The sequence below is a fragment of the Microbacterium oryzae genome, assembly GCF_009735645.1.
In the GTDB taxonomy this organism is placed as follows: domain Bacteria; phylum Actinomycetota; class Actinomycetes; order Actinomycetales; family Microbacteriaceae; genus Microbacterium; species Microbacterium oryzae.
In genome coordinates this window covers 1,990,175-2,010,477 of record NZ_CP032550.1, presented here as the reverse complement: position 1 = coordinate 2,010,477, position 20,303 = coordinate 1,990,175, and the positions used below count along the sequence as shown (strand labels likewise).

The window sequence follows — 20,303 nt, the reverse complement described above, 5'->3', positions numbered from 1 at the left end:
GCGCGAGATCACTGGCCGCCGAAGCCCGTGGTCGCGACGCCCTTGACGATCTGCTTCTGGAAGATGAGGAACACGATGATGAGCGGCAGCGCGGCGAGCACGGCCTGGGCCATGATCTGCGCGTACTGCACGCCGTAGGCGCTGATGACGGTCTGCAGGCCGACCGGCAGCGTCATGAGCGTGGTGTCGTTGATGACGAGGAACGGCCAGAGGAAGTTGTTCCACGCGCCGATGAACACGAAGATCGCCACCGACGCGAGGATCGGTCGCGAGAGCGGCAGCACGATCGACCAGAACACCCGGAAGCGGCTGGCGCCGTCCACGCGGGCGGCCTCCTCGAGTTCGATGGGCACGGCGTCGAAGAACTGCTTGAGGATGAACACCATCGCCGGCGCCACGACCTGGGGGAGGATGAGCCCCCAGTGCGTGTCGACGAGGTGGAAGGCGAGCATCTCGTAGAACAGCGGGATGATGAGCGCCTGCGGCGGGACGACGATGCCGGCGATGACGACGACGTAGAGCCACCGACGACCGCGGAAGTCCATCCGCGAGAACGCGTAGGCCGCCAGCGCCGAGATCGCGAGGGTGATCAGGGTCACCGCCACCGACGTCCACAGGCTGTTGAATGCCCAGATCCAGACGTTCCCCTGCGAGAGGATGGCCGTGAAGGCCTCCGTGGTCGGCCCGCTCGGACCGATCCAGGAGGGATCGCCGGAGGCCGCGTCGTTCTCCGTCTTGAAGGCCGTCGCGACCGCCCAGAGGAACGGCAGCAGCCATCCGATCGCCATCAGCAGCAGCACGATGAACGCGACGACCCGCAGGGGGCTGAACGGCTTCGAACCGGGCTTGCGCTCGTGCGCGTCGGCGCCGGTCGGCGCGACGATGGTCTCGGTGAGGGTGGTCATCACTGCTCCTTCCGGCGCCCGACGACGAGCGCCTGAGCGATGCCGATCACGACGATCAGCGCGAAGAACACGTAGGAGATCGCGGCCGAGTAGCCGAATCGGTAGCCGACGAAGCCGGCCTCGTACATGTACTGCACGATGGAGCGCGTGGTGTCGCTCGCGACGCCGCCGAGCATCTGGTACGCCTGGTCGAACAGCTTCAGCGACGCGAGGATCTGCAGCATGACGATGAGCACCGTCGCGGGGCCGAGCTGGGGGATCGTGATCGACCACAGCTGACGCCACGGGCCCGCGCCGTCGAGCGACGCGGCCTCGTACTGCTGGGCCGGGATGTTCTGGAGGGCCGCGAGGTACAGCAGGAAGTTGAACCCGACCGTCCACCACACCGTGGCGATGACGATGGCGATGAGGTTCGTGTCGGGGTTCTGCAGCCACGCGATGGGCTGCAGGCCGACAGCCTCCAGGAGGTTGTTCGCCGCGCCGATCTGCGGGTTGAAGATCCACACCCAGATCTGCGAGATGACGGTCGAGGCCAGGAGGAACGGCATGAAGAACGACAGCCGCCACAGCCACTGGCCGGGGATGCCGCGGTCGACGAGCACCGCCATGATGAGCGCGAGCACGACGAGCGGGATCGTCGACAGCACCGTGAACAGCAGGGTGTTGCCCATCGAGCGCCACGTGGTCGGGTCGCTCAGCGCCTCGGCGTAGTTCGCGAAGCCGATGATGTCACCGCCGGCGCCCGTGAGCGACTGGTCGGTGAAGCTCAGGTAGATGCCGTGCAGGATGGGCCACACGAGGAAGAGCGCGAACGCGATGAGGAACGGAGCGAGGAACGCCCAGCTCACCAGCTGCTCGCCGCGCTTGCCTCCCGCGTGCCCCGGCCGCTCGCGGGCGGCGCCCGTGACGATCGCGCGGGTGGTCTGCGGTGCCGTCGTCATGACTGCCACGTCCCCTCGGGGTCGGCGGGGTTCGGTCGGGAGAGCACGGCGTCGACCCGGCGCTGGAAGTCCGCGATCGCCGCGGCGGGGTCGCCGCCGCTCAGCAGCGCGCCCTGCACCGAGGCGCCGAAGTCGCCCTGGAAGTTGGAGCCGGATCCGGTGAACCAGGCCGGCGGGTCGTACGCCACGTGCTCGGCGGCCTCCGCATAGTGCGCCTGCGGCACGAGGTCGGCGTAGTCGGGGGACTGCGTGACGGGGAGGTACGCCGGGATGTGACCCGCTTCCGCCCAGTCGAACGACCCCTTCAGCAGGTCGGCGACGAACCGGTACGAGAGGTCGCGCTTGGTCGGGTCCGGGTCGTTCTGATGCGGCAGGACGAACGAGTGCGAGTCGGCGTAGACCGACTCCGTTCCGAACAGGGTCGGGATCGTCGTCGCGTCGAACGGGATGCCGGCGGCCTGCATCGTGCGCAGCTCCCACACGCCGGTGAGGAGCATGCCGCTCCGGCCGGTCGCGAACTCGGCGATCGCGGACTGGTAGTCGTTCTGCGGAGCCGCGATCTCGCCATCCAGCAGGCTCTGCATGAGGGCGAGCGACTCGACCGCGGCGTCCTGATCGAGCTCGCTCTTGCCGCCCTCGGGGAGCTTCATCTCGAGCCCGTGCTGCGTGTAGAGCGTGTAGAACAGGCGCCACATCTGCGCGCCGTCGCCGAGGTAGCCGTACGAGAGACCGTGCCCCTCGGCGGAGCCCGCGACCGCGCGCGTGAGCTCGAGGAACTCGTCCGGGTTCTTCGTCGGGTTGAGGCGCCCGTCGCTGTCGAGCACGCCCGCCGCGTCGCAGATGTCGGTGTTGAACATGAGGACGAACGGATGGGCGTCGAGCGCCACGCTGTAGAGCTCGCCTCCCGCGTGGCCCTTCTCCCAGATGGGAGCCGGGAACGTGGACTCGTCGACGCCGAGCTCGGCGAGCCGGTCGACGTCCCACGGGTCGAGCAGGCCGCCGGGCGCATAGCCGGCGACGCGCGTCGCGTGCATGATCGCGACCTCGGGCGCGCGCCCGCCGGTCGCCGCCATGGCGAGCTTCGTGTAGTACGGCGACCCCCACGCGAGCACGGTGGGGCGGACGCGGTAGTCGGACTGGGCGGCGTTCACCGTGTCGAGCAGGCCCGACATCGTGACGCCGTCACCGCCGCTGAGGAGGTGCCAGAACTGCAGCTCCTGCGGGGTGCGAGCGCTGCCGGGAGGCGTGCACCCGGCGAGGAGGGCGGTTCCCGCGAGTGCGGCGGCGCCGGCGAACAGCTGCCGGCGCGTCATATGAAGCGATGGTGGCGCCATCGTCACTCCTTCGTGACTTCGTGACTTCGTGACCAGGGTGCGGCCATCATTACATCGATGTAATCGGCCGCGCAAGGGGCAGGGGCGGGACAGTGCGCAGGAGATCGGTCGCCGTGCGCGCGAAGTGGCCGCGGAAGCGCGCGGGTCGAGGGCCCTCGCCGCGCCGGATCTCCTGCGCGGTGTCCCGGGGAGCAGGGCTCGGGGCGACTCGGGATCAGCGGGACGTGCTGCCGCGGATGACGAGCTCGTACGGAACGCGCACCGCGCGCGGCGCGTGCGCGCGGTCGCCCATGCGCCACTCGAGCAGAGTCAGCGCCTCGCGGGCGAAGGCGCGACGGTCGAAGCGAATGGTCGTGAGCGAGGGGGTGGTGAAGCGCGCGATCTCGACGTCGTCGAACCCCGTGAGGAGGACATCCTCGGGCACGCGGAGGCCGTGCGCGTGGAGGGCGTGCAGCGCGCCGGCGGCGAGGGAGTCGGTGAACGCGACGATCGCGTCGAAGCGCGCCCCCCGCGCGAGGAGATGCTCGACCGCGGCGGCGCCGGAGCCGACCGTCCACGGGAGGCTGCTGATCTCGAGCGCCGGGTCGGCGGGGATCCCGGCCTCCGCGAGCGCGTCGCGATACCCGGCCAGGCGCACGCGGCTCGTCGCCGTCGCCGACGCGTCATCGCCATCCCCGCCCACGGCCGCGATGCGGCGCGCGCCCTGCCCGATGACGTGCCGCGTGATCTCGCGCGACGCGGCGAGGCTGTCGACGTGCACGCGGTCGGCGACGCGCTGCTCGACCTCGCCGATGAGGACGACCGGCGGCAGGTGATCGGCGTGCCCGATGGCGCTGTCCTCGAAGCGGATGGGGTTGAGGATGAGGCCGTCGATGAGGTGAGCGCGGGCGCGCGAGAGCAGCTCGTACTCGCGGCCGGGGTCGGAGGCGGTCTCCTCGACCTGCACGGCGAATCCGCGCTCGTGCGCCACCTCGACGAGACTGTGCAGCAGCTCGGCGGAGAACGCGGTGCCGAGGTCGGGGAGCGCGACGGCGATGGTGCCGGAGCGGCCGTTGCGCAGTCCGCGCGCGCTGAGGTTCGGCACGAAGTCGAGCTCGCGCATGGCGGCCTCGACGCGCTCGGTCGTCTCCGGACGCACGTACGTGGTGCCGGTGACGACGTTCGAGACGGTCTTCGCGGACACGCCGGCCAGCGCCGCCACGTCCTTCATGGTGGCTCTCGCCGCCCGCCCCGCCATCCGCTCAGGATAATCCGGCATGTCCCACTCGTTCACGCCAAGAGGCGGTCATGACGTGCACAGGCGGGACATGCCGGAGGGGGAGCGCGAACTCACCCGGTGTTCTGGAGGCCGGCCGCGACGCCCGAGACCGACAGGAGCAGCAGTCGCTGCTGCTCGGGGTCGGCGGGCAGGTCGGCCGGGGCGTCGCGCAGCGCGCGGAGCGCCCGCAGCTGCAGGAGCGAGAGCGCGTCGACGTACGGGCTGCGGAGCTTCACCGCGCGCTGCAGCACCGGCTTGTTCGCCAGCAGGCCGTCGCCGCCCGCGATGCGGATGACCCAGGCGCGCGTGAGCGTCATCTCGTCCATCACGAGCTGCGCGAGGTCCTCGCGGTCGCCGAGCGCGAGGTACTGCCGCGCGATCCGGTCGTCGGCCTTCGCGAGGCTCATCGCGACGTTGTCGATCATCGTGCGGAAGAGCGGCCACTGTGCGTAGGCCTCCTTCAGCCGCGCCTCGTCGCCGACGGACTCCAGCGCGGTGCCCAGCCCGAACCATCCGGCGAGGTTGATGCGCGCCTGCGTCCACGCGAAGACCCAGGGGATGGCCCGGAGGTCCTCGAGCGACTCGACCGACAGCCCGCGCCGGGCGGGACGGGAGCCGAGCGCGAGCAGCCCGACCTCCTCCATGGGCGTCACCGTCGCGAACCAGGGCGCGAAGCCCGGAGCCTTGACGAGGTCGAAGAACCGCGCGCGCGACGTCGTCTCCATCACCTCGGCGATGTCGGCGTAGTGCTCGGCGGCCGTGCGGTTCCGCTCCTCGTTCGAGGGCGCCGACGCGGTGAGGATGGCCGCGGCCACCTGATCGACGTGGCGCATCGCGATGTCGGGGTCGCCGTAGCGGGCGAAGATGACCTCGCCCTGCTCGGTGAGCTTGAAGCGCCCGTCGACCGAGTGCGGGGGCTGGGCGAGGATGGCGCTGTTCGCCGGCCCGCCGCCGCGGCCGAGGGCGCCGCCGCGGCCGTGGAAGAGGGTCAGCTCGATGCCGCTCTCCTGCGCCCACGCCGCGATCAGGGCCTGCGCCTCGTACAGCGCGAGGTTCGCCGCGACGGGGCCGACGTCCTTGGACGAGTCGGAGTAGCCGAGCATGACCTCGAGGCGGCGTCCGGTGGCCTCGAGCCGCGCCGAGAACTCCGGGTGGTCGACGATCTCCGCGAGGATGGCCGGGGCCGCCTGCAGGTCGGCGAACGTCTCGAAGAGCGGGATGACGTCGAGCACGGGCGGGGTGCCGCCCTCGCCGACCGCGTACCGGGCGAGGCGGTGCACGTTCGCGAGGTCCTCAGCGGACTGCGTGAACGAGACGATGTAGCGGCCGGCCGCACGCGGGCCGAAGCGCTCCTGGATGAAGGAGATCGCGCGGAAGACCTCCAGCACCTCCTCGGTCTGCTCGCTGCGGGCGCCGCCCGCGTCGAGCTCGGCGAGCACCTTCGCGTGCACGGCCGAGTGCTGGCGCACCTCGAGCTCGGCGAGGTGGAAGCCGTACGTCTCCACCTGCCAGATGAGCTGCTGCAGCTGTCCGTAGGCCTGGCGTGCGGCGCCGCCCTGCGCGAGCGACGCCTGCACGATGCGGAGATCCGCCAGCAGGTGCTCGGGGTCGCGGTACGCGAGGTCGGCATCGCGCGTGCGCGTCGCGGCGATCTTGCGCGAGAGCAGGAGCACGACGCGGCGATGCGGCTCGTTCGGCGAGCGCTTGGCGATCTCGACGGCGGCGTCCTCGTCCGCGCTGCGCAGCCGCTCCCAGAGCGCGAGCAGCTCATCGCTCGGAGGAGTGGTCGACGCGTCGAGCGTGAGCCCGCGCCCCACGCGCTGCGCCGCGCGCTCGAGACCGAGCAGCACGTGCTCGCTCGCGATCGCCGCCGCCTGGCGGCTCACCTTCGCGGTGACGAACGGATTGCCGTCGCGGTCGCCGCCGACCCAGGTGCCCACGCGCACGAACGGGCGCACGAGCGGGGGCTGATCGCCGTCGATGCCGCCGCGGATGGCCTCGTCCGCCCGGCGGTAGATCTCCGGCACGGTCGTGAAGAGGGTGTCGTCGAACACGGCCATGACCGTCCGCACCTCGTCGGTGGGCGACGGCTTCTCGGCGCGGATGGGCGCGGTGCGCCACAGGGTGTCGATCTCCTCGAGCATGAGGCGCGTGGTGCGCTGCTGCGCCGCGCTGCTCTCCGGCGCGGCACCGAGCTCGTCGACGAGCGTCGACAGACGGCGGATGGCCGTGGAGACCGCGCGACGCCGGGCCTCGGTGGGGTGCGCGGTGAAGACGGGGTGGAATCGGAGGGCCTGGAGGCGCTCGCGCGCGGCGTCCTCGCCGACCTCGGCGGCGAGCTCGGCGTACGCGCCGGCGATCGTGCCGCGGGGGTCGCGCTCGGGCTGGCCGTCGCGCTCGCGCAGCACCCGCACGCGGTGGTGCTCCTCGGCGAGGTTCACGAGGTGGAAGTAGCAGGTGAAGGCGCGCGCGACCTCGTCCGCCCGCTGCACCGAGAAGGAGTCCGCGACCCGGGCAGCCCGGTCGAACGCCTCCGGGCTCGGGTCGGTGTAGGCGTGGATCGTGGCCACGCGGAGCCGCTCGACGTCCTCGTACAGGTCTGCGGAGCCGCTCTCGCGGAGCACCTGGCCGAGCAGGGAGCCGAGCAGGCGGACATCCGCGCGCATCCGCTCGGGCATCTCCTGCTCCGCTTCCAGTCGCCCGACGGCGTCGAGAACTTCCGTGGGGGTGGGATCGTGCATACGACAACGGTAACGGGCGCCGAGGGATGCTCTGTCGCCCGCCGTCGCACGCCGTCACGCGGTCGCCGCCCCCGCTAGGGTGGGCCGCGGAACAGGAGGGCGCATGCACAGCGGCCGCACGAACGCCGACAGCGCAGAGCCGGTCTCGCTCGCCGTCGTGGGGGCCGGATGGCGCGCGCGGTTCATCCTGCGGGTGGCGGCCGCGCTTCCCGATCGGCTCCGGATCGCGGGACTCGTCGTGCGCGATGCCGCGGCGGCCGAGCAGATGAGGGCCGAGTGGGGAGCGCCCGCATTCGCCTCGCTCGACGCGCTCCTCGCGCACCGTCGCCCCGACTTCCTCGTCCTCTCCGTGCCCCGCACGGCGGCGCCCGAGCTCATCGCCGATGCCGTGCGCCGAGACCTCCCCGTGCTCACCGAGACGCCACCGGCGGATTCCGTGGACGACCTCACCTCCCTGTTCCGCGCCGTCGGCCGGGACGCGCCCGTCCAGGTCGCGGAGCAGTATCACCTGCAGCCGCTCATCGCCGCGCAGCTCGGCATCGCCCGGTCGGGAGTGCTCGGCGAGGTGCGCGAGTGCCGCGTCTCGGTCAGCCACGGGTACCACGCCATGAGCGTGATGCGGCGGATGCTCGGCGTCGGATTCGACGACGCCGCGATCACGGCGGCGCGCTTCGACGCACCGCTGGTCGGCGGCCCCGGCCGTGGCGGCGATCCGGCGCGCGAGGAGCTGCTGACCGCCGAGCTCACCCTCGCCCAACTCGACTTCGGCGGCCGACTCGGCGTCTACGACTGGGCGCCGCAGCAGAACCGGTCGTGGATCCGCGGCACCCGTCTTCTCGCCCGCGGAGAGCGGGGCGAGATCGACGGGCTGGACGTGCGGTACCTGCAGGACGCGCGCACGCCGATGGAGTACCGCATCCGCCGCGTCGACACCGGGCACTTCACGAATCTCGAGGGGCACTTCCTCCGTGGCCTCACCGGCGGCGGGGAATGGCTGTACCGCAATCCGTTCGCTCCGGCGCCGCTCAGCGACGACGAGATCGCCGTCGCGGAGTGCCTCGCGCGCATGGCGGCGTACGTGCGCGGCGGCGACGGCTGGTACGGCCTCGCGGAGGCCGCGCAGGACCATCTCCTCGGAATGGCCGTGGCGAGGGCCGCCGAGAGCGGCGAGCGGGTGCGCACCACGCGGCAGGCCTGGGCGCCCTGAGCGATCAGGCGGCGGCGGCCTCGTGCCGCGGGCAGGGCGACGCATCGCCGCAGCCCTCGCACAGCACCACGCGCACCTGGCACGCGTCGTCCACGCAGTCGACCATCCTGGCCGAGGGGGCGTCGCAGCGCGAGCAGCGGGAGATGACGGCCGCGCCGTCGCCGAAGGTCATCGACTCGCGCCCGTCGAAGACGTAGAGCGAGCCCTCCCACAGGCCGGTGTTCCCGAAGGTCTCGCCGTAGCGGGCGATGCCGCCATCCAGCTGGTACACCTCGCCGAAGCCGCGCGCGGTCATGAGGCTCGACAGCACCTCGCAGCGGATGCCGCCGGTGCAGTACGTCACCACCGGCTTCCCCTTCAGGTCGTCGTAGCGACCGGAGTCGAGCTCGGCGATGAAGTCGCGCGTGGTGGCGACATCGGGCACCACCGCGTCGCGGAAGCGGCCGATCGCCGCCTCGAACGCGTTGCGGCCGTCGAAGAAGACGACGTCGTCGCCGCGCTCCGCCACGAGCTTGTGCAGCGCGCCGGGGCTGAGGTGCGTGCCGCCGCCGACCACCCCGTTCTCGTCCACGCGGAGCTCGTCGGGGGCGCCGAAGGAGACGATCTCATCGCGCACCTTCACGGTCAGCCTCGGGAAGTCGAGGCTCCGGCCATCCGCATCGAGCCCGCTGCCGGACGACCACTTGAAGTCGATGCCCCTGAAGGGCGCGTAGTCCTTCGTCTTGCGGATGTAGCGCTTGAGCGCGTCCATGTCGCCGCCGACGGTGCCGTTGATCCCGTCCTTCGAGAGGAGGATCCGCCCGCGCAGACCCAGCAGCTCGCAGAGGTCGCGCTGCCACAGGCGGATGGCCTCCGGGTCCGCGATGGGGGTGAAGAGGTAGTACAGGAGGATCTTCGCGGGCACGGATCCAGGCTAGGCGTCAAGGCCGAGAAGACGCCGGTTGCGCAGCAGTACGGTGTCGCCCATGACGTTCAACGACAACGCCGATGTGAGCCGGAACCGCGCGCGTCGCCGCGGCCGCACCACCGCGATCGCGGGCGGCGGCACGGTCGGCGTGCTGGGCCTGGGCTTCCTCCTCCTCAACCTGCTGACCGGCGGCGACCTCAGCGCGCTGCTCGGGGGTCTCGGGCAGCAGCAGGCGGCGCAGGGCGGGGGAGGCGGGGAGACCGTGATCGCGGACTGCCAGACCGGCCGCGACGCGAACGAGAACGACGACTGCCGCCTGGCCGCCGGGTCGCTGGCGCTGGACGAGTTCTGGGGCGAGACGGTGGAGGGCTATCAGGAGCCGGATCTCATCATCGTCGACGGACAGGCCTCCACCTCGTGCGGCACGGCGTCGAACGCGACGGGGCCGTTCTACTGCCCGCCCGACCGCACGGTCTACATCGACCCGACCTTCTTCTCGCTCCTGCGCGAGCGCTACGACGCGGAGGCGGGCGACCTGGCGCAGCTGTACGTGCTCGCCCACGAGTACGGGCACCACGTGCAGGGCCTGACCGGCGCGCTGGCCGCGCATCAGGGCGGCGGCACGGGGGCCGACAGCGACAGCGTCCGCACCGAGCTGCAGGCCGACTGCTACGCCGGGGTGTGGATCGGTCACATGGCGGAGCAGGAGGACGACAACGGCGTCGCGTACCTCCAGGCGCCCACGGCCGCGCAGATGCGCGACGCCATCGACGCGGCGGCCGCGGTCGGCGACGACCACATCCAGCAGCAGTCCGGCGGCGCCGTCGACCCCGACAGCTGGAGCCACGGCTCCAGCGAGCAGCGGACGCGGTGGTTCCAGACCGGCTACGAGGGCGGAGTGAACGCGTGCGACACCTTCGCGGTCCCCGGCAGCGACCTCTGACGCGCGAGCCTGGACGTTTCCTGCATCACGACCTCGTCACGTATCAGGGTGGATTTGCATGACTCCTTCCGTATATGGGCACAATGAGTGCGACATGGATGACCTGTCTCTGTCGGTCCCCTCGGGAGATGACTCCCCGGGGACGCTCTCCTCGTCGCCCGAAGACGTGCAGAGCGATGCCGATCACGACTCCGGGGTCGCTGCTGCACGCTGGGAGCGCGCGGCGCGATCGTTCGAGAGCTGGCGCGACGGCGATCCGCGCGCGATCGACGAGCTGGTGCGGGTCATGACCCCTGTGCTGTGGCACCACGTGCGGGCCTACGGTCTTCCGAAGGCCGCCGCCGAGGACGTCATCCAGTCGACCTGGCTCACGCTCGTGCGCAAGAACGGGTCGATCACGCACGCGACCGCCGTGTACGGCTGGCTCAGCACGACCGCGCGCCGCGAGGCGTGGCGGGTGTCGCGGATCGACCGGCGCGCCGACAGCCTCCCCGACGACGAGCTCGAGGGAAGGCTGCCCACCCAGCGCGCCGCCGAGGAAGACGTGGCCGAGCGCGACACGTCGCATCGCCTCTGGACCGCCGTGCAGACGCTCAACGAGCGGTGTCAGCGGCTGCTGCGCATCGTGGCCTTCGACGATCGACCTGACTATGCGCAGATCGCCGCCGACCTTCATATGCCGATGGGAAGCATCGGCCCCACGCGCCAGCGCTGCCTTGCCAAGCTGCGTGCGAAACTGGATTCAGACCTGCGAGATGGGGGGACCCCATGACGGGGACCGACGGCGGAGAAAACCGCGAGCTGTTCGCCGCGCTGCGAAGCGCGTGGGAGGACGTCGACCCGGTGCCCGCCGGACTCGCCGAGCGCATGATCGCGGCCGTCGCCGTTGACGACCTCAACCGCGAGTTCCAGCTGCTGACCCTCGTGGAGGGCGTCGAGGTCGCCGTCCGCGGCGAGGACGGCAACCGCACCGTGCAGTTCGAGGGCGACGGCACCGAGGTGCTGCTGCACCTTGCAGCGCCGCAATCGGGTGTCGTCCGCGTCGACGGATGGTCGCGACCGGCGGTCCTCGCGGCGCGCCTGGCGCAGGAGGACGAGGAGTGGAGCGCCCAGACGGTCGGCGACGGCCGCTTCGCGTTCGACCACGTCCGTCGCGGCCGCTCCCGCGTGCGGATGGTCGTGCAGCAGAACGAGGCGATGCGCGAGTTCACGACGCCCTGGTTCGACATCTGACGTCGAATTCCCCCGCCGTCTTCGGGTGAGCAGGATTCCCGGATACGGTAGTGACCGGATCGACCGGCCGGGGGAGGGCGGATGTCAGACCACGGCCGTGCTGCGCCGGGTGAGTACTGGGCGCGCTCCGGTCTCGAGGCGCTCTCCGCCGAGGAGCTCCTGAGCCGCGGCATCGCCGAGAACGGCCGAGGGCGACTGCGCAACGCGCGACGGATCCTCGCGCACGCCCTCGAGAGCGCGGACGGCGACGGGCTGCGGGCGCGGATCAGCGCGCCGCTGGCCTACGCCATGGGGCAGCTCGGCGACACCTCGGGCGCGGAGCTGCTGTGCCGGACGGCGCTGGCGCTGCCCGAGCTGCCGCCCGCCACCCGGGGCATCCTCTCCGGGCAGCTCGGCACGCTCGTGCTCCACCGCGGCGGAGTGGACGCCGCACTCGCGCTGTTCCGGACGGCCGTGGCCCTCGTCGAGGACCCCGTCGCTCGCGCGAACGTGCTCCTCAACCACGGCGTCGCCCTGCTGCAGCGGCGCCGGCTGCGGGAATGCGCAGACGAGTTCGCGGCGGCGGCCGAGCTGTTCGCCGAACTGGGCGACGCCGCGGGGGAGGCGCAGGCGCGCCACAACCTCGGGTACACCGCCCTGCTGGCGGGCGACCTCGTGCTCGCGCTCACCCAGATGAACGCCGCGCGCGACGAACTCGGGCGGGAGTCGCCGCTGGCTGCGGCGATCTCCGATCTCGACCGCGCGGAAGCGCTGCGCGAGGCCGGCCAGCTGCACGAGTCGGCGGCGCTGCTGGAGCAGGCCGCACGCGCCTTCGGGCGCCTGCGTCGGCCGCAGACCCGCGGCGAGGCCGAGCTGCAGCTCGCGCAGACGCTGCTGGGGTACGACCCGGCCAGGGCGGCGCAGGTCGCGCAGCGCGCGGCCCAGCGCTTCCGCGCGCTCGGCAGCGACTCCTGGGAGGTGCGGGCCGACGGCGTGCGGCTGCGCGCGCTGCTCACGCCCACAGCCGATCGGACGTCGTCGAAGCCCGTGTCAGCGGACCTGGAGGCGGCGTGCGCGCACACGGCGCGCAGGCTGTCGCGCTTCGGCTTCCGAGTGGAAGCCCGTGCCCTGGGGTACGTGCGGGATGCCGCCCTGTCGCGCAGCGGCCATCCGCCTCGCCGTGCCCCGCGGCTCGATCCCGACGACCCGCTTTCGGTGCGCGTCCTCGCCCACGAGGCGCGGGCCGCGCGGTCCGCGGCGCTCGGGCGCGACGCCGACGCGCGGCGGCATGCCGCGGACGGGATCCGCGAGGTGTCCGCGTGGCAGCGCTCCTTCGGATCGCTCGACATGCTGTCGTCAGCGGCGATCCACGGCACCGGCGTCTTCGCCGAGGGGATCGCGGCCAGCATCCGCTCCGGGAAGCCGGAGGTCGTGTTCGAGTGGTCGGAGTACGCGCGCCACTTCACCCAGCAGGTGTCGCCGGTGCGACCTCCGCAGGACCCTCGGCACGCCGCCGACCTCGCGGAGATCCGCGCGCTGCGCGCCGAGCTGGCGACGCCGGACTGGGCGGACGATCCGCGCGTGGTGGCCCTGCGACGTCGCGTGAGCGAGCGGCAGTGGGTCGGGACCTCGTCCATCGACGGGCCGCCGTCGCTGACGCTGCACGAGTTCCGCGAGTACCTCGACGACGAGACGGTGCTGCTGAGCTTCGTGTACGCGCGTGGTCGGCTCACGTGCCTCGTGGTGGGTCGGCAGGCTCCGCCGGCGCTGGTGGACCTCTCCTGGCGCGCGGTGCGCGACCTGCACGACGGCCTCCACAGCGAGTTGAATGCGGCGGCCGCGACTCACGGCAGCCCGGCCGGGCGCCTCATCCGGGAGACCCTGGAGCGGCGACTGGCTCGGCTGTCGCAGGCGCTCGTCGACGATGCGATGCGGATCGCCGGCGATGCGCGCCGCGTTCTCATCACGGTTCCGGGCGAACTGCACGGCACGCCGTGGGGGATGCTGCCCGCCCTCCGCGGGCGAGTGATCACGAACGTCCGCTCCGCGTCGCGCTGGGCGCACGGCAGCCGCACGCCGTTCGCGCTCGAGCGCGCCGGGTTCGTCGTCGGGCCGCGGATCGCGCGTGGCACGGAGGAAGCCCAGTCCGGCGCGCGGCCGTGGTGGCTCGAGGCGGAGCGCCGCGCGCGCGGCTCGGGCGGAGACGCCGTCCATGTTCTGGCGGATGGCGCGGCCCGCGTCGAGCACGCCACGGCGCTCGCCGAGGAGGTGGATGTGCTGCACGTCGTCGCGCACGGCCGCCACTCCGCCGACTCGCCGTTGCTGTCGGGATTCGAGCTGGCAGACGGCACGCTGTTCGGGTACGACATCGACGCCATCGCGAAGGCACCGGACCTCGTGGTGCTCTCCGCGTGCGAGCTCGGTCGGTCGTCGGTGCGATGGGGCGAAGAGGCGATCGGGATGGCGAGGGCCTGGCTGCACGCCGGTGCCCGCTGCGTGATCGCCGCCCCCGTCACCGTCGCCGACGACGTGGCGTGCGAGCTGCTGAGCGTCATGCACGAGGGGCTCGCCGCCCGGCTCGACCCGGCAGAGGCGCTTGCGGCGGCGGTCGCCGAGACCGGCCACGATTCGCCGTTCCTCTGCTACGGCTCCGGATTCTGAGAAGAGAAAGGCCCCGGTGGCGCTTCCGGCGCGCCACCGGGGCGGTGTGAGGGTTGCAGCCCTCCCCACCCTGCTCGGCCGCGAGGGCCGAGGTTTCCGGTGCGGGCGCCGCGGGGGTCGGCATCGGCACCGGAGTCTGTGGCCGCAGACATGCTGCGGCGTGGTCCCCGTCGATGAGGAAGAGCACCCCGCACCCCTCCTGATACACGCCGACCCGAACGAGTTCCCGGGCGCGTCGTGATCACCGCCGTGGCGCGGGAGATGTATCAGGGATCGCGTCTACGGCTCTTCCCCTCTGAAGGGAGCGTCTCGCATCCGGGCGGACGCTCTTCCGGTTCTGGGGAAACGCACATGGGGAAATCTGGGTCCGCGGTCGCGCGATCTGCATCTGCTCGCTCTTCTGAGGAAGGGCGGCGGCGATGACGGACGTCGAGCTGAAGTCCAAAGCGGTGCGGGGCGCCGCCTGGGGCGGCGTGAGCTCCATCGTCCTGCGGATGGGGAGCCTCGTCGTCGGGATCGTGCTGGCGCGCATCCTCACTCCCGAGCAGTTCGGCGTGTACGCCGTCGCGCTCACCGTGCAGTCCATCCTCATGACGGTCGCGGACCTCGGGCTCTCCGCGGACCTCATCCGATCCGAGGAGCCCGAGAAGATCGCCCCGACGGTCGCCACCCTGGGCATGGTCAGCGGCGCGGTCACGACCGCGCTCGCGATCGCTTCAAGCGGCTTCGTCGCGCAGGTCCTCGGCAGCGAAGCCGCCGCGCCCGCCATCGCGGTCCTCGCGCTCACGCTGTTTCTCGCCGGCGTCAGCATCGTGCCCTACGCCATGCTGCTGCGACGCTTCCAGCAGCGCGAGCTGTTCTGGATCGGCGTCGTCGACTTCGTCGTCTCCACCGTCGTCACCCTGCTGCTGGTGTTCGCCGGGTTCGGCGTGATGGGCCTCGCCATTGGGCGTGTGAGCGCTCAGGTCGTCTCGTCGGCCCTCCAATTCGTCCTCGCCAAGGAGAGGCCGCGCTACGGTCTCGACCGCGAGCGGGTGCGACCGGTGCTGGCGTTCGGCCTCCCCATCGCCACGGCGAACCTGCTGGCGTGGGGACTCCTCAACGTCGACAACATCGTCCTCGTGCGCATCGCCGGCGCGACTGCCCTGGGCTACTACGTTCTCGCTTTCAACATCTCGAATTGGCCGATGAGCGCCCTCTCGCAGAGCGTGCGCGCTATCGCCCTTCCATACTTCTCCCGCACGGACGACGCGTCGTCGAGCCTCGCGAGGGTGACCGCGCTCGGCTGGGCGGGTGCGCTGCCTGCCGGCGCCGTCCTCGCTGTGGTGAGCGCGCCGCTGATCTCTGTGCTGTACGGGGAACGCTGGCTGACGTCGGCTCCCGTGCTCTCCGCGTTGGGCGTCTTCGGCGCGCTCCGGGTGCTCTTCGACATCTTCAACGGCTTCCTTTACGCGCGCGGGCACGCGCGCCCCGTGCTGTGGGTGCAGATCGCCTGGCTGCTCGCACTGGTGGTCGGGATGGTCCTCGCGACCACCTCGTTCGGGATCGTCGGCGCGGCGTGGGTCCACGTCGTGGTCGCGCTGGTGGTCATCCTCCCCATGTACCTCATCGCCCTCCGCCGCTGCGGTGTGCGATTGGGCGCGCTGCTGCGCGGTGCTGTGTGGCCGACGGTCGCCACGGTCCCCGCCTTCGCGGTCGCGGGGCTCGCCGTGGCACTGATCGGCAGTGCTCTTCCGGCGCTGCTGGTCGGCGGGTTCGCGGCCGTCGCTGTCTACCTCGCCGTCGTCTGGCGATGGGGAAAGCGCGAGCTCCGGGCGATGAGCGCATGAAGGTGCTGACGAACAAGCGCCGGAAGTGGGACCATCACCCCATGGCGCGCTTCCCGCGGGCTGTCGTCCGCGCATGTCGATCCTCGGCCGTCCTCGCAGTCTGGGCGCTCACCGTGGTGACGGACCTCGTGCCCGCGCGGTGGCGGTTCGGGCGCTGGAACCGCCTGCTCGGAGTCGTCGCCGTTCGCTCCGGACTGCCGGCCGTTGCGGCAGCGCCCGCACGGGCCGATTCAGCGCGGGCGGCAGAGGAGATGGCTCTCGTCGTCCAGGCCGGCTCGTCAGACGGGAGTCGGCGGGCATTGCGCTGCGTGCTCGTCGCCGGCGCGCTCGACTCGGGAGGAGTCGAGACGGTCGTCGAGACCCTGGCGCTCGGCCTGCCCGCTCACGGTGTGGAGGTGCATGTGCTCGCCACTCAGGATGGCGCCACCGCCGGTCGGCTTCGGGCGGCGGGCGTCGACGTCGACGTGGTCGCTCCTCACGAGACCACAGACAGGCTTCGCCTCGTCGGACCCGACGTCATCCAGCTGCATCGGGCAGATCCTGAGCTGGTCACCCCATTGATCGCCTTCGGGCATCGCACGGTGCCGGTCTTCCACGCGCTCGAGTCCTATCTGGACGACTCCGCGTGGCAGCACCTCAGGGATCTCGTCGACGCCGCGCCATCGTCCATCGCCGTGAGCGACGCGGTCGCACGATTCGTCGCCGAGCGGACGGGACGTCCGCTCCCGCGCACAGTCGTCAACGGCGTGAGCCGGGCGAGCTCGCGCAGTCCGCTCTCCCGCCCGGCGGCGCGGGGTCTCGTCTCGGCGGTTGTCCCCGATCTGGAGGACGACGACATCCTCGTCGTCGGACTGCAGCGCTTCAGCGACCAGAAGAACGCGGCGGGCCTCGTCGACGCCTTCCTGCTCGCGGCGGAGAGCGAGCCGCGGCTGCGTCTCGTCCTGGCAGGGGCGCCGAGCAGCTGGCTCGAGGTGCGTCGAGCCGATGTGCTGCGACGCGCTCACGATCGGGGCCACCGCGTGCATCTCCTGGGCGAATCCGACCCCTGGGTGCTCTTCGCCGCCGCCGACGTCTATGCGCTCGACTCGTTCTCCGAGGGCGGGCCCATCTCGGCGCTAGAGGCCGTCTCGTGCGGCCTCCCCGTCGTGCTGTCCGATGTCGGCTTCACGCGGCAGCTGGTGGAAGCCGCAGACGGCTGGGGCGAGGTCGTGCCGAGCGCACTGCCGGACGCATCGCAGCGCGAACTCGCTCGCGCCCGTCGTCAGCGCCATCAGCGCAACCGCGCGGAGTTCGCACGGGCGCTGCTGCGCGTGAGTCGGATGGCTCGACAGCGAGTGCCCGCCACGCCGGCGCCCTTCACCGAACCCGCGATGGTCGCCGACCACGCGGAGATCCTCCGAGCGGCGGCGCGGCCATGAGCCCCGCCCGCTCGGTGCCTTCAACACATCTGGGGAGTACCACCGTGTCTGATTACCTGTCCCGCACGGGACGATGGCTGGGGATCGCGCTGACCGTCGTCCTCGTCGCGGGAGCGGCGGTCCTCGGCATCCCGACGACCGCGAGCGCGGCCGACTGCGCGGAGACGGATCTGTCGATCATCGCGCACCAGGATGATGACCTGCTGTTCATGAACCCGGACATCCAGAACAGTCTCGCCGCAGGCGACTGCCTCGTGAACGTGTTCCTCACCGCCGGCGACTCGGGAGGCAGCGCCGACTACTGGCAGCGTCGGGAGCTCGGATCGCAGGCCGCCTACGCGACCCTGCTCGAGCTCGCACCCGGCGCGACATGGACGAGTTCGCGCCCCACATACGCCGGTCGCACGGTGCAGGCGGTGACCAGCCCCGGTGCGGGGCAGGTCGTCGACATCTTCCTGAGGCTGCCGGACGGCGGTCTCAGCGGCAGCGGATTCTCGAGCACCGGAGGCACGTCCCTGCAACGGCTGTGGGACGGGGTCATCCCGTCGCTGCGCGCGCTGGACGCCTCCGCCACGTACACACGCAGCGAGCTGCTCGCGACGCTGACGGCCATCCTCGACGACACGCAGCCGAGCACCGTCCGCATCCAGGACGCCCGCACCGGGCAGGGCGACCATTCCGATCACCGTGCCGCCGCGCTGTTCTCCGTCGAGGCGCTCGACGCCTACCGCGGCGAGGTGCGGGCGTACGTGGGGTACGGGTCGAAGAACTCCCCGGCGAACGTGACGGATCAGGCGCTGGAGGACAAGCGGGCGGCTCTGCTCAGCTACGCGAAGTACGACCAGCTCCTCTGCCCGAACACCACGTGCCCTGGCGGTGTCGAAGCACAGTGGATGGAGCGGCAGTACCTCGCCCCCCTGCCAGCGGCTGTCACGCCCCTGCCGGGGCCCGCTCCGTACGACGGTCCGAACATCGCGCGCAACGCCACCGTGCGCGCATCGTCGGAGAGCGACGGTCAGGAGGACACGAACGCGATCGACGCCGTCGTCTCCGGCTACCCGGCCGACGACACAGCCGAGTGGTCGTCCGACTCCCAGCGCTCCGGCGCATGGCTTGAGCTGGCCTGGGCGGACCCGCAGACAGTCGACCGAGTAATCCTCTATGACCGGCCCAACGGATCCGATCACATCCAGGGTGGAACGCTGCGGTTCTCGGACGGCTCGACGGTGACGGTGCCGGCGCTGAACAACAACGGCTCGGCGACGGTGGTCACCTTCCCGGCCCGCGCCGCGCGCACGATCCGCTTCACGGTGACGGCGACCTCCTCGGCGACCGCGAACGTCGGACTGGCGGAGATCGAGGTGTACAACGGCAACCCGACGTCGACTCCGACTCCGACTCCGACGCCGACTCCGACGCCGACGCCGACGCCGACGCCGACTCCGACGCCGACGCCGACGCCGACACCCACTCCGACGCCGACACCGGGCCCGGCGGCGTACAGCGGACCCAACGCGGCGCGGAACGCGCTGGTGTCGGCGTCGTCGCAGGCGACCGGTCAGCCGGCGACGGCGGCGATCGATGCGGTGGTGGCGGGCTACCCCGGCAACTCCGCAGCCGAGTGGTCCTCCGACGGACAGCGTGCGGGCGCGTGGCTGCAGCTGCAGTGGACGCAGGCGCAGACTCTCGACCGGGTCCGTCTCTTCGATCGACCGAATGCGGCGGATCAGGTGCTGGGCGGGACGTTGACGTTCTCGGACGGCTCGACGGTGACCGTGCCCGCGCTGAACAACAACGGCTCCGTCACGGAGGTGACGTTCCCGGCGCGGTCGACGACGTCGGTGCGGTTCACGGTGACCTCGGCCTCCGGCAGCACCGACAACATCGGGCTCGCGGAGATCGAGACGTACAACGGCGACCCGTCGCCGACCCCGACGCCGACACCGGGCCCGGCGGCGTACAGCGGACCCAACGCGGCGCGGAACGCGCTGGTGTCGGCGTCATCGCAGGCGACCGGTCAGCCGGCGACGGCGGCGATCGATGCGGTGGTGGCGGGCTACCCCGGCAACTCCGCAGCCGAGTGGTCCTCCGACGGACAGCGTGCGGGCGCGTGGCTGCAGCTGCAGTGGACGCAGGCGCAGACTCTCGACCGTGTGCAGCTCTTCGACCGGCCCAACGGGGCCGACCACATCCAAGGTGGCACGCTGACGTTCTCGGACGGCTCGACCGTGACCGTGCCGGCGCTGAACAACAACGGCTCCGCCACGATCGTGGCGTTCCCAGCGCGGGCGACGACGTCGGTCCGGTTCACGGTGACGGCGACTTCCGCCAACACCGAGAACGCCGGGCTGGCGGAGATGGAGGCATACAGTGGCGAGCCCGTTCAGACGGGCACCGCGCCGGCACCCGGGCCGGCCGCCTACAGCGGCCCGAACTCGGCGCGCAACGCGCTCGTGTCGGCGTCGTCCCAGGTGCCCGGCCAGGCGGCGACGCAGGCGATCGACGCGGTGGCGGCGGGGTACCCCGCCAACGCCGGGGCGGAGTGGTCGTCCGACGGCGAGCGCAGCGGAGCGTGGTTGCGTCTGAACTGGACGCAGGCCACGACCATCGACCGGGTGTACCTCTATGACCGGCCGAACGGCTCCGACCAGGTGCTGGGGGGAACCCTGACCTTCTCCGACGGGTCGACGGTGACGGTTCCCGCGTTGAACAACAGCGGGGCCGCCACGATCGTGACCTTCCCGGCGCGAACCACGACGTCGCTTCGCTTCACGGTGACGGCGGTGTCGGGCAGCACCGGCAACGTCGGGCTGGCGGAGATCTCGACCTACAACGGAGCGCCAGCCACTCCGTGAGTGCGAAGCGTGGCGGCGGCCGCAAGGTCGCCGCCACGCTCCCATGTATCAGGGGCGCATGCCGCGCCTCTTCTCCTGTGACGGCGAATGCC

At 71.7% G+C, this 20,303-nt stretch carries 14 protein-coding genes; 8 read left to right on the top strand and 6 right to left on the bottom strand.

Annotated elements, in window-relative coordinates; translation table 11 throughout:
* Nucleotides 1–8: 8 nt before the first annotated feature.
* From D7D94_RS09380 to D7D94_RS09360, 5 genes are all read right to left on the bottom strand, one after another.
* The gene (locus D7D94_RS09380; RefSeq protein ID WP_156242351.1) at nucleotides 9–905 is read right to left on the bottom strand and encodes a carbohydrate ABC transporter permease; all 897 of its coding nucleotides are present in this window, start codon (nucleotides 903–905) and stop codon (nucleotides 9–11) included.
* Nucleotides 905–1,846 (bottom strand): carbohydrate ABC transporter permease, encoded by a 942-nt coding sequence (locus tag D7D94_RS09375; protein ID WP_156242350.1) that lies wholly within the window; start codon nucleotides 1,844–1,846, stop codon nucleotides 905–907. Before D7D94_RS09375 ends, D7D94_RS09380 begins: the two co-directional genes overlap by 1 nt.
* Nucleotides 1,843–3,159, bottom strand: a complete 1,317-nt coding sequence (locus D7D94_RS09370) for an extracellular solute-binding protein (RefSeq protein ID WP_246171751.1) — start codon at nucleotides 3,157–3,159, stop codon at nucleotides 1,843–1,845. Before D7D94_RS09370 ends, D7D94_RS09375 begins: the two co-directional genes overlap by 4 nt.
* A 235-nt stretch (nucleotides 3,160–3,394) precedes the next feature.
* Nucleotides 3,395–4,438 carry a LacI family DNA-binding transcriptional regulator gene (locus D7D94_RS09365; RefSeq protein WP_246171750.1) on the bottom strand — a complete coding sequence of 348 codons (1,044 nt, stop codon included), beginning with the start codon at nucleotides 4,436–4,438 and terminating at the stop codon, nucleotides 3,395–3,397.
* 71 nt (nucleotides 4,439–4,509) lie between these two features.
* Nucleotides 4,510–7,179: a phosphoenolpyruvate carboxylase gene (locus tag D7D94_RS09360; protein ID WP_156242348.1), complete on the bottom strand. Its 2,670-nt coding sequence runs from the start codon at nucleotides 7,177–7,179 to the stop codon at nucleotides 4,510–4,512.
* A 103-nt stretch (nucleotides 7,180–7,282) separates the two neighbouring features.
* Here D7D94_RS09360 and D7D94_RS09355 point away from each other — a divergent pair, with 103 nt between their 5' ends.
* On the top strand, nucleotides 7,283–8,386 hold the full coding sequence (locus D7D94_RS09355; protein WP_156242347.1) for a Gfo/Idh/MocA family protein: 1,104 nt from the start codon (nucleotides 7,283–7,285) through the stop codon (nucleotides 8,384–8,386).
* Nucleotides 8,387–8,390: 4 nt separating this feature from the next.
* Here D7D94_RS09355 and trhO read toward each other — a convergent pair whose 3' ends face one another.
* The gene (gene trhO / locus D7D94_RS09350) at nucleotides 8,391–9,290 is read right to left on the bottom strand and encodes an oxygen-dependent tRNA uridine(34) hydroxylase TrhO (RefSeq protein ID WP_156242346.1); all 900 of its coding nucleotides are present in this window, start codon (nucleotides 9,288–9,290) and stop codon (nucleotides 8,391–8,393) included.
* A gap of 61 nt (nucleotides 9,291–9,351) precedes the next feature.
* On the opposite strand from trhO, the gene ypfJ reads away from it, so the two are divergent.
* The 7 genes from ypfJ to D7D94_RS09315 all read left to right on the top strand — a co-directional run bounded on the left by ypfJ (nucleotide 9,352) and on the right by D7D94_RS09315 (nucleotide 20,211).
* The gene (gene ypfJ / locus D7D94_RS09345; RefSeq protein ID WP_156242345.1) at nucleotides 9,352–10,236 is read left to right on the top strand and encodes a KPN_02809 family neutral zinc metallopeptidase; all 885 of its coding nucleotides are present in this window, start codon (nucleotides 9,352–9,354) and stop codon (nucleotides 10,234–10,236) included.
* Between the two features lie 94 nt (nucleotides 10,237–10,330).
* On the top strand, nucleotides 10,331–11,008 hold the full coding sequence (locus D7D94_RS09340) for an RNA polymerase sigma factor (RefSeq protein ID WP_156242344.1): 678 nt from the start codon (nucleotides 10,331–10,333) through the stop codon (nucleotides 11,006–11,008).
* Nucleotides 11,005–11,469, top strand: coding sequence for a hypothetical protein (locus D7D94_RS09335; RefSeq protein WP_156242343.1), 465 nt, complete (start codon nucleotides 11,005–11,007; stop codon nucleotides 11,467–11,469). Before D7D94_RS09340 ends, D7D94_RS09335 begins: the two co-directional genes overlap by 4 nt.
* Before the next feature lie 81 nt (nucleotides 11,470–11,550).
* A complete protein-coding gene (locus D7D94_RS09330) occupies nucleotides 11,551–14,109 on the top strand; it encodes a CHAT domain-containing protein (protein ID WP_156242342.1) in 2,559 nt (852 codons plus the stop codon).
* Nucleotides 14,110–14,528: 419 nt separating this feature from the next.
* Nucleotides 14,529–15,938 (top strand): oligosaccharide flippase family protein, encoded by a 1,410-nt coding sequence (locus tag D7D94_RS09325; RefSeq protein ID WP_156242341.1) that lies wholly within the window; start codon nucleotides 14,529–14,531, stop codon nucleotides 15,936–15,938.
* A complete protein-coding gene (locus D7D94_RS09320; protein WP_173024278.1) occupies nucleotides 15,935–17,356 on the top strand; it encodes a glycosyltransferase in 1,422 nt (473 codons plus the stop codon). Before D7D94_RS09325 ends, D7D94_RS09320 begins: the two co-directional genes overlap by 4 nt.
* A gap of 44 nt (nucleotides 17,357–17,400) precedes the next feature.
* Nucleotides 17,401–20,211 carry a DUF7402 domain-containing protein gene (locus D7D94_RS09315; protein WP_173024277.1) on the top strand — a complete coding sequence of 937 codons (2,811 nt, stop codon included), beginning with the start codon at nucleotides 17,401–17,403 and terminating at the stop codon, nucleotides 20,209–20,211.
* Nucleotides 20,212–20,303: the final 92 nt, after the last annotated feature.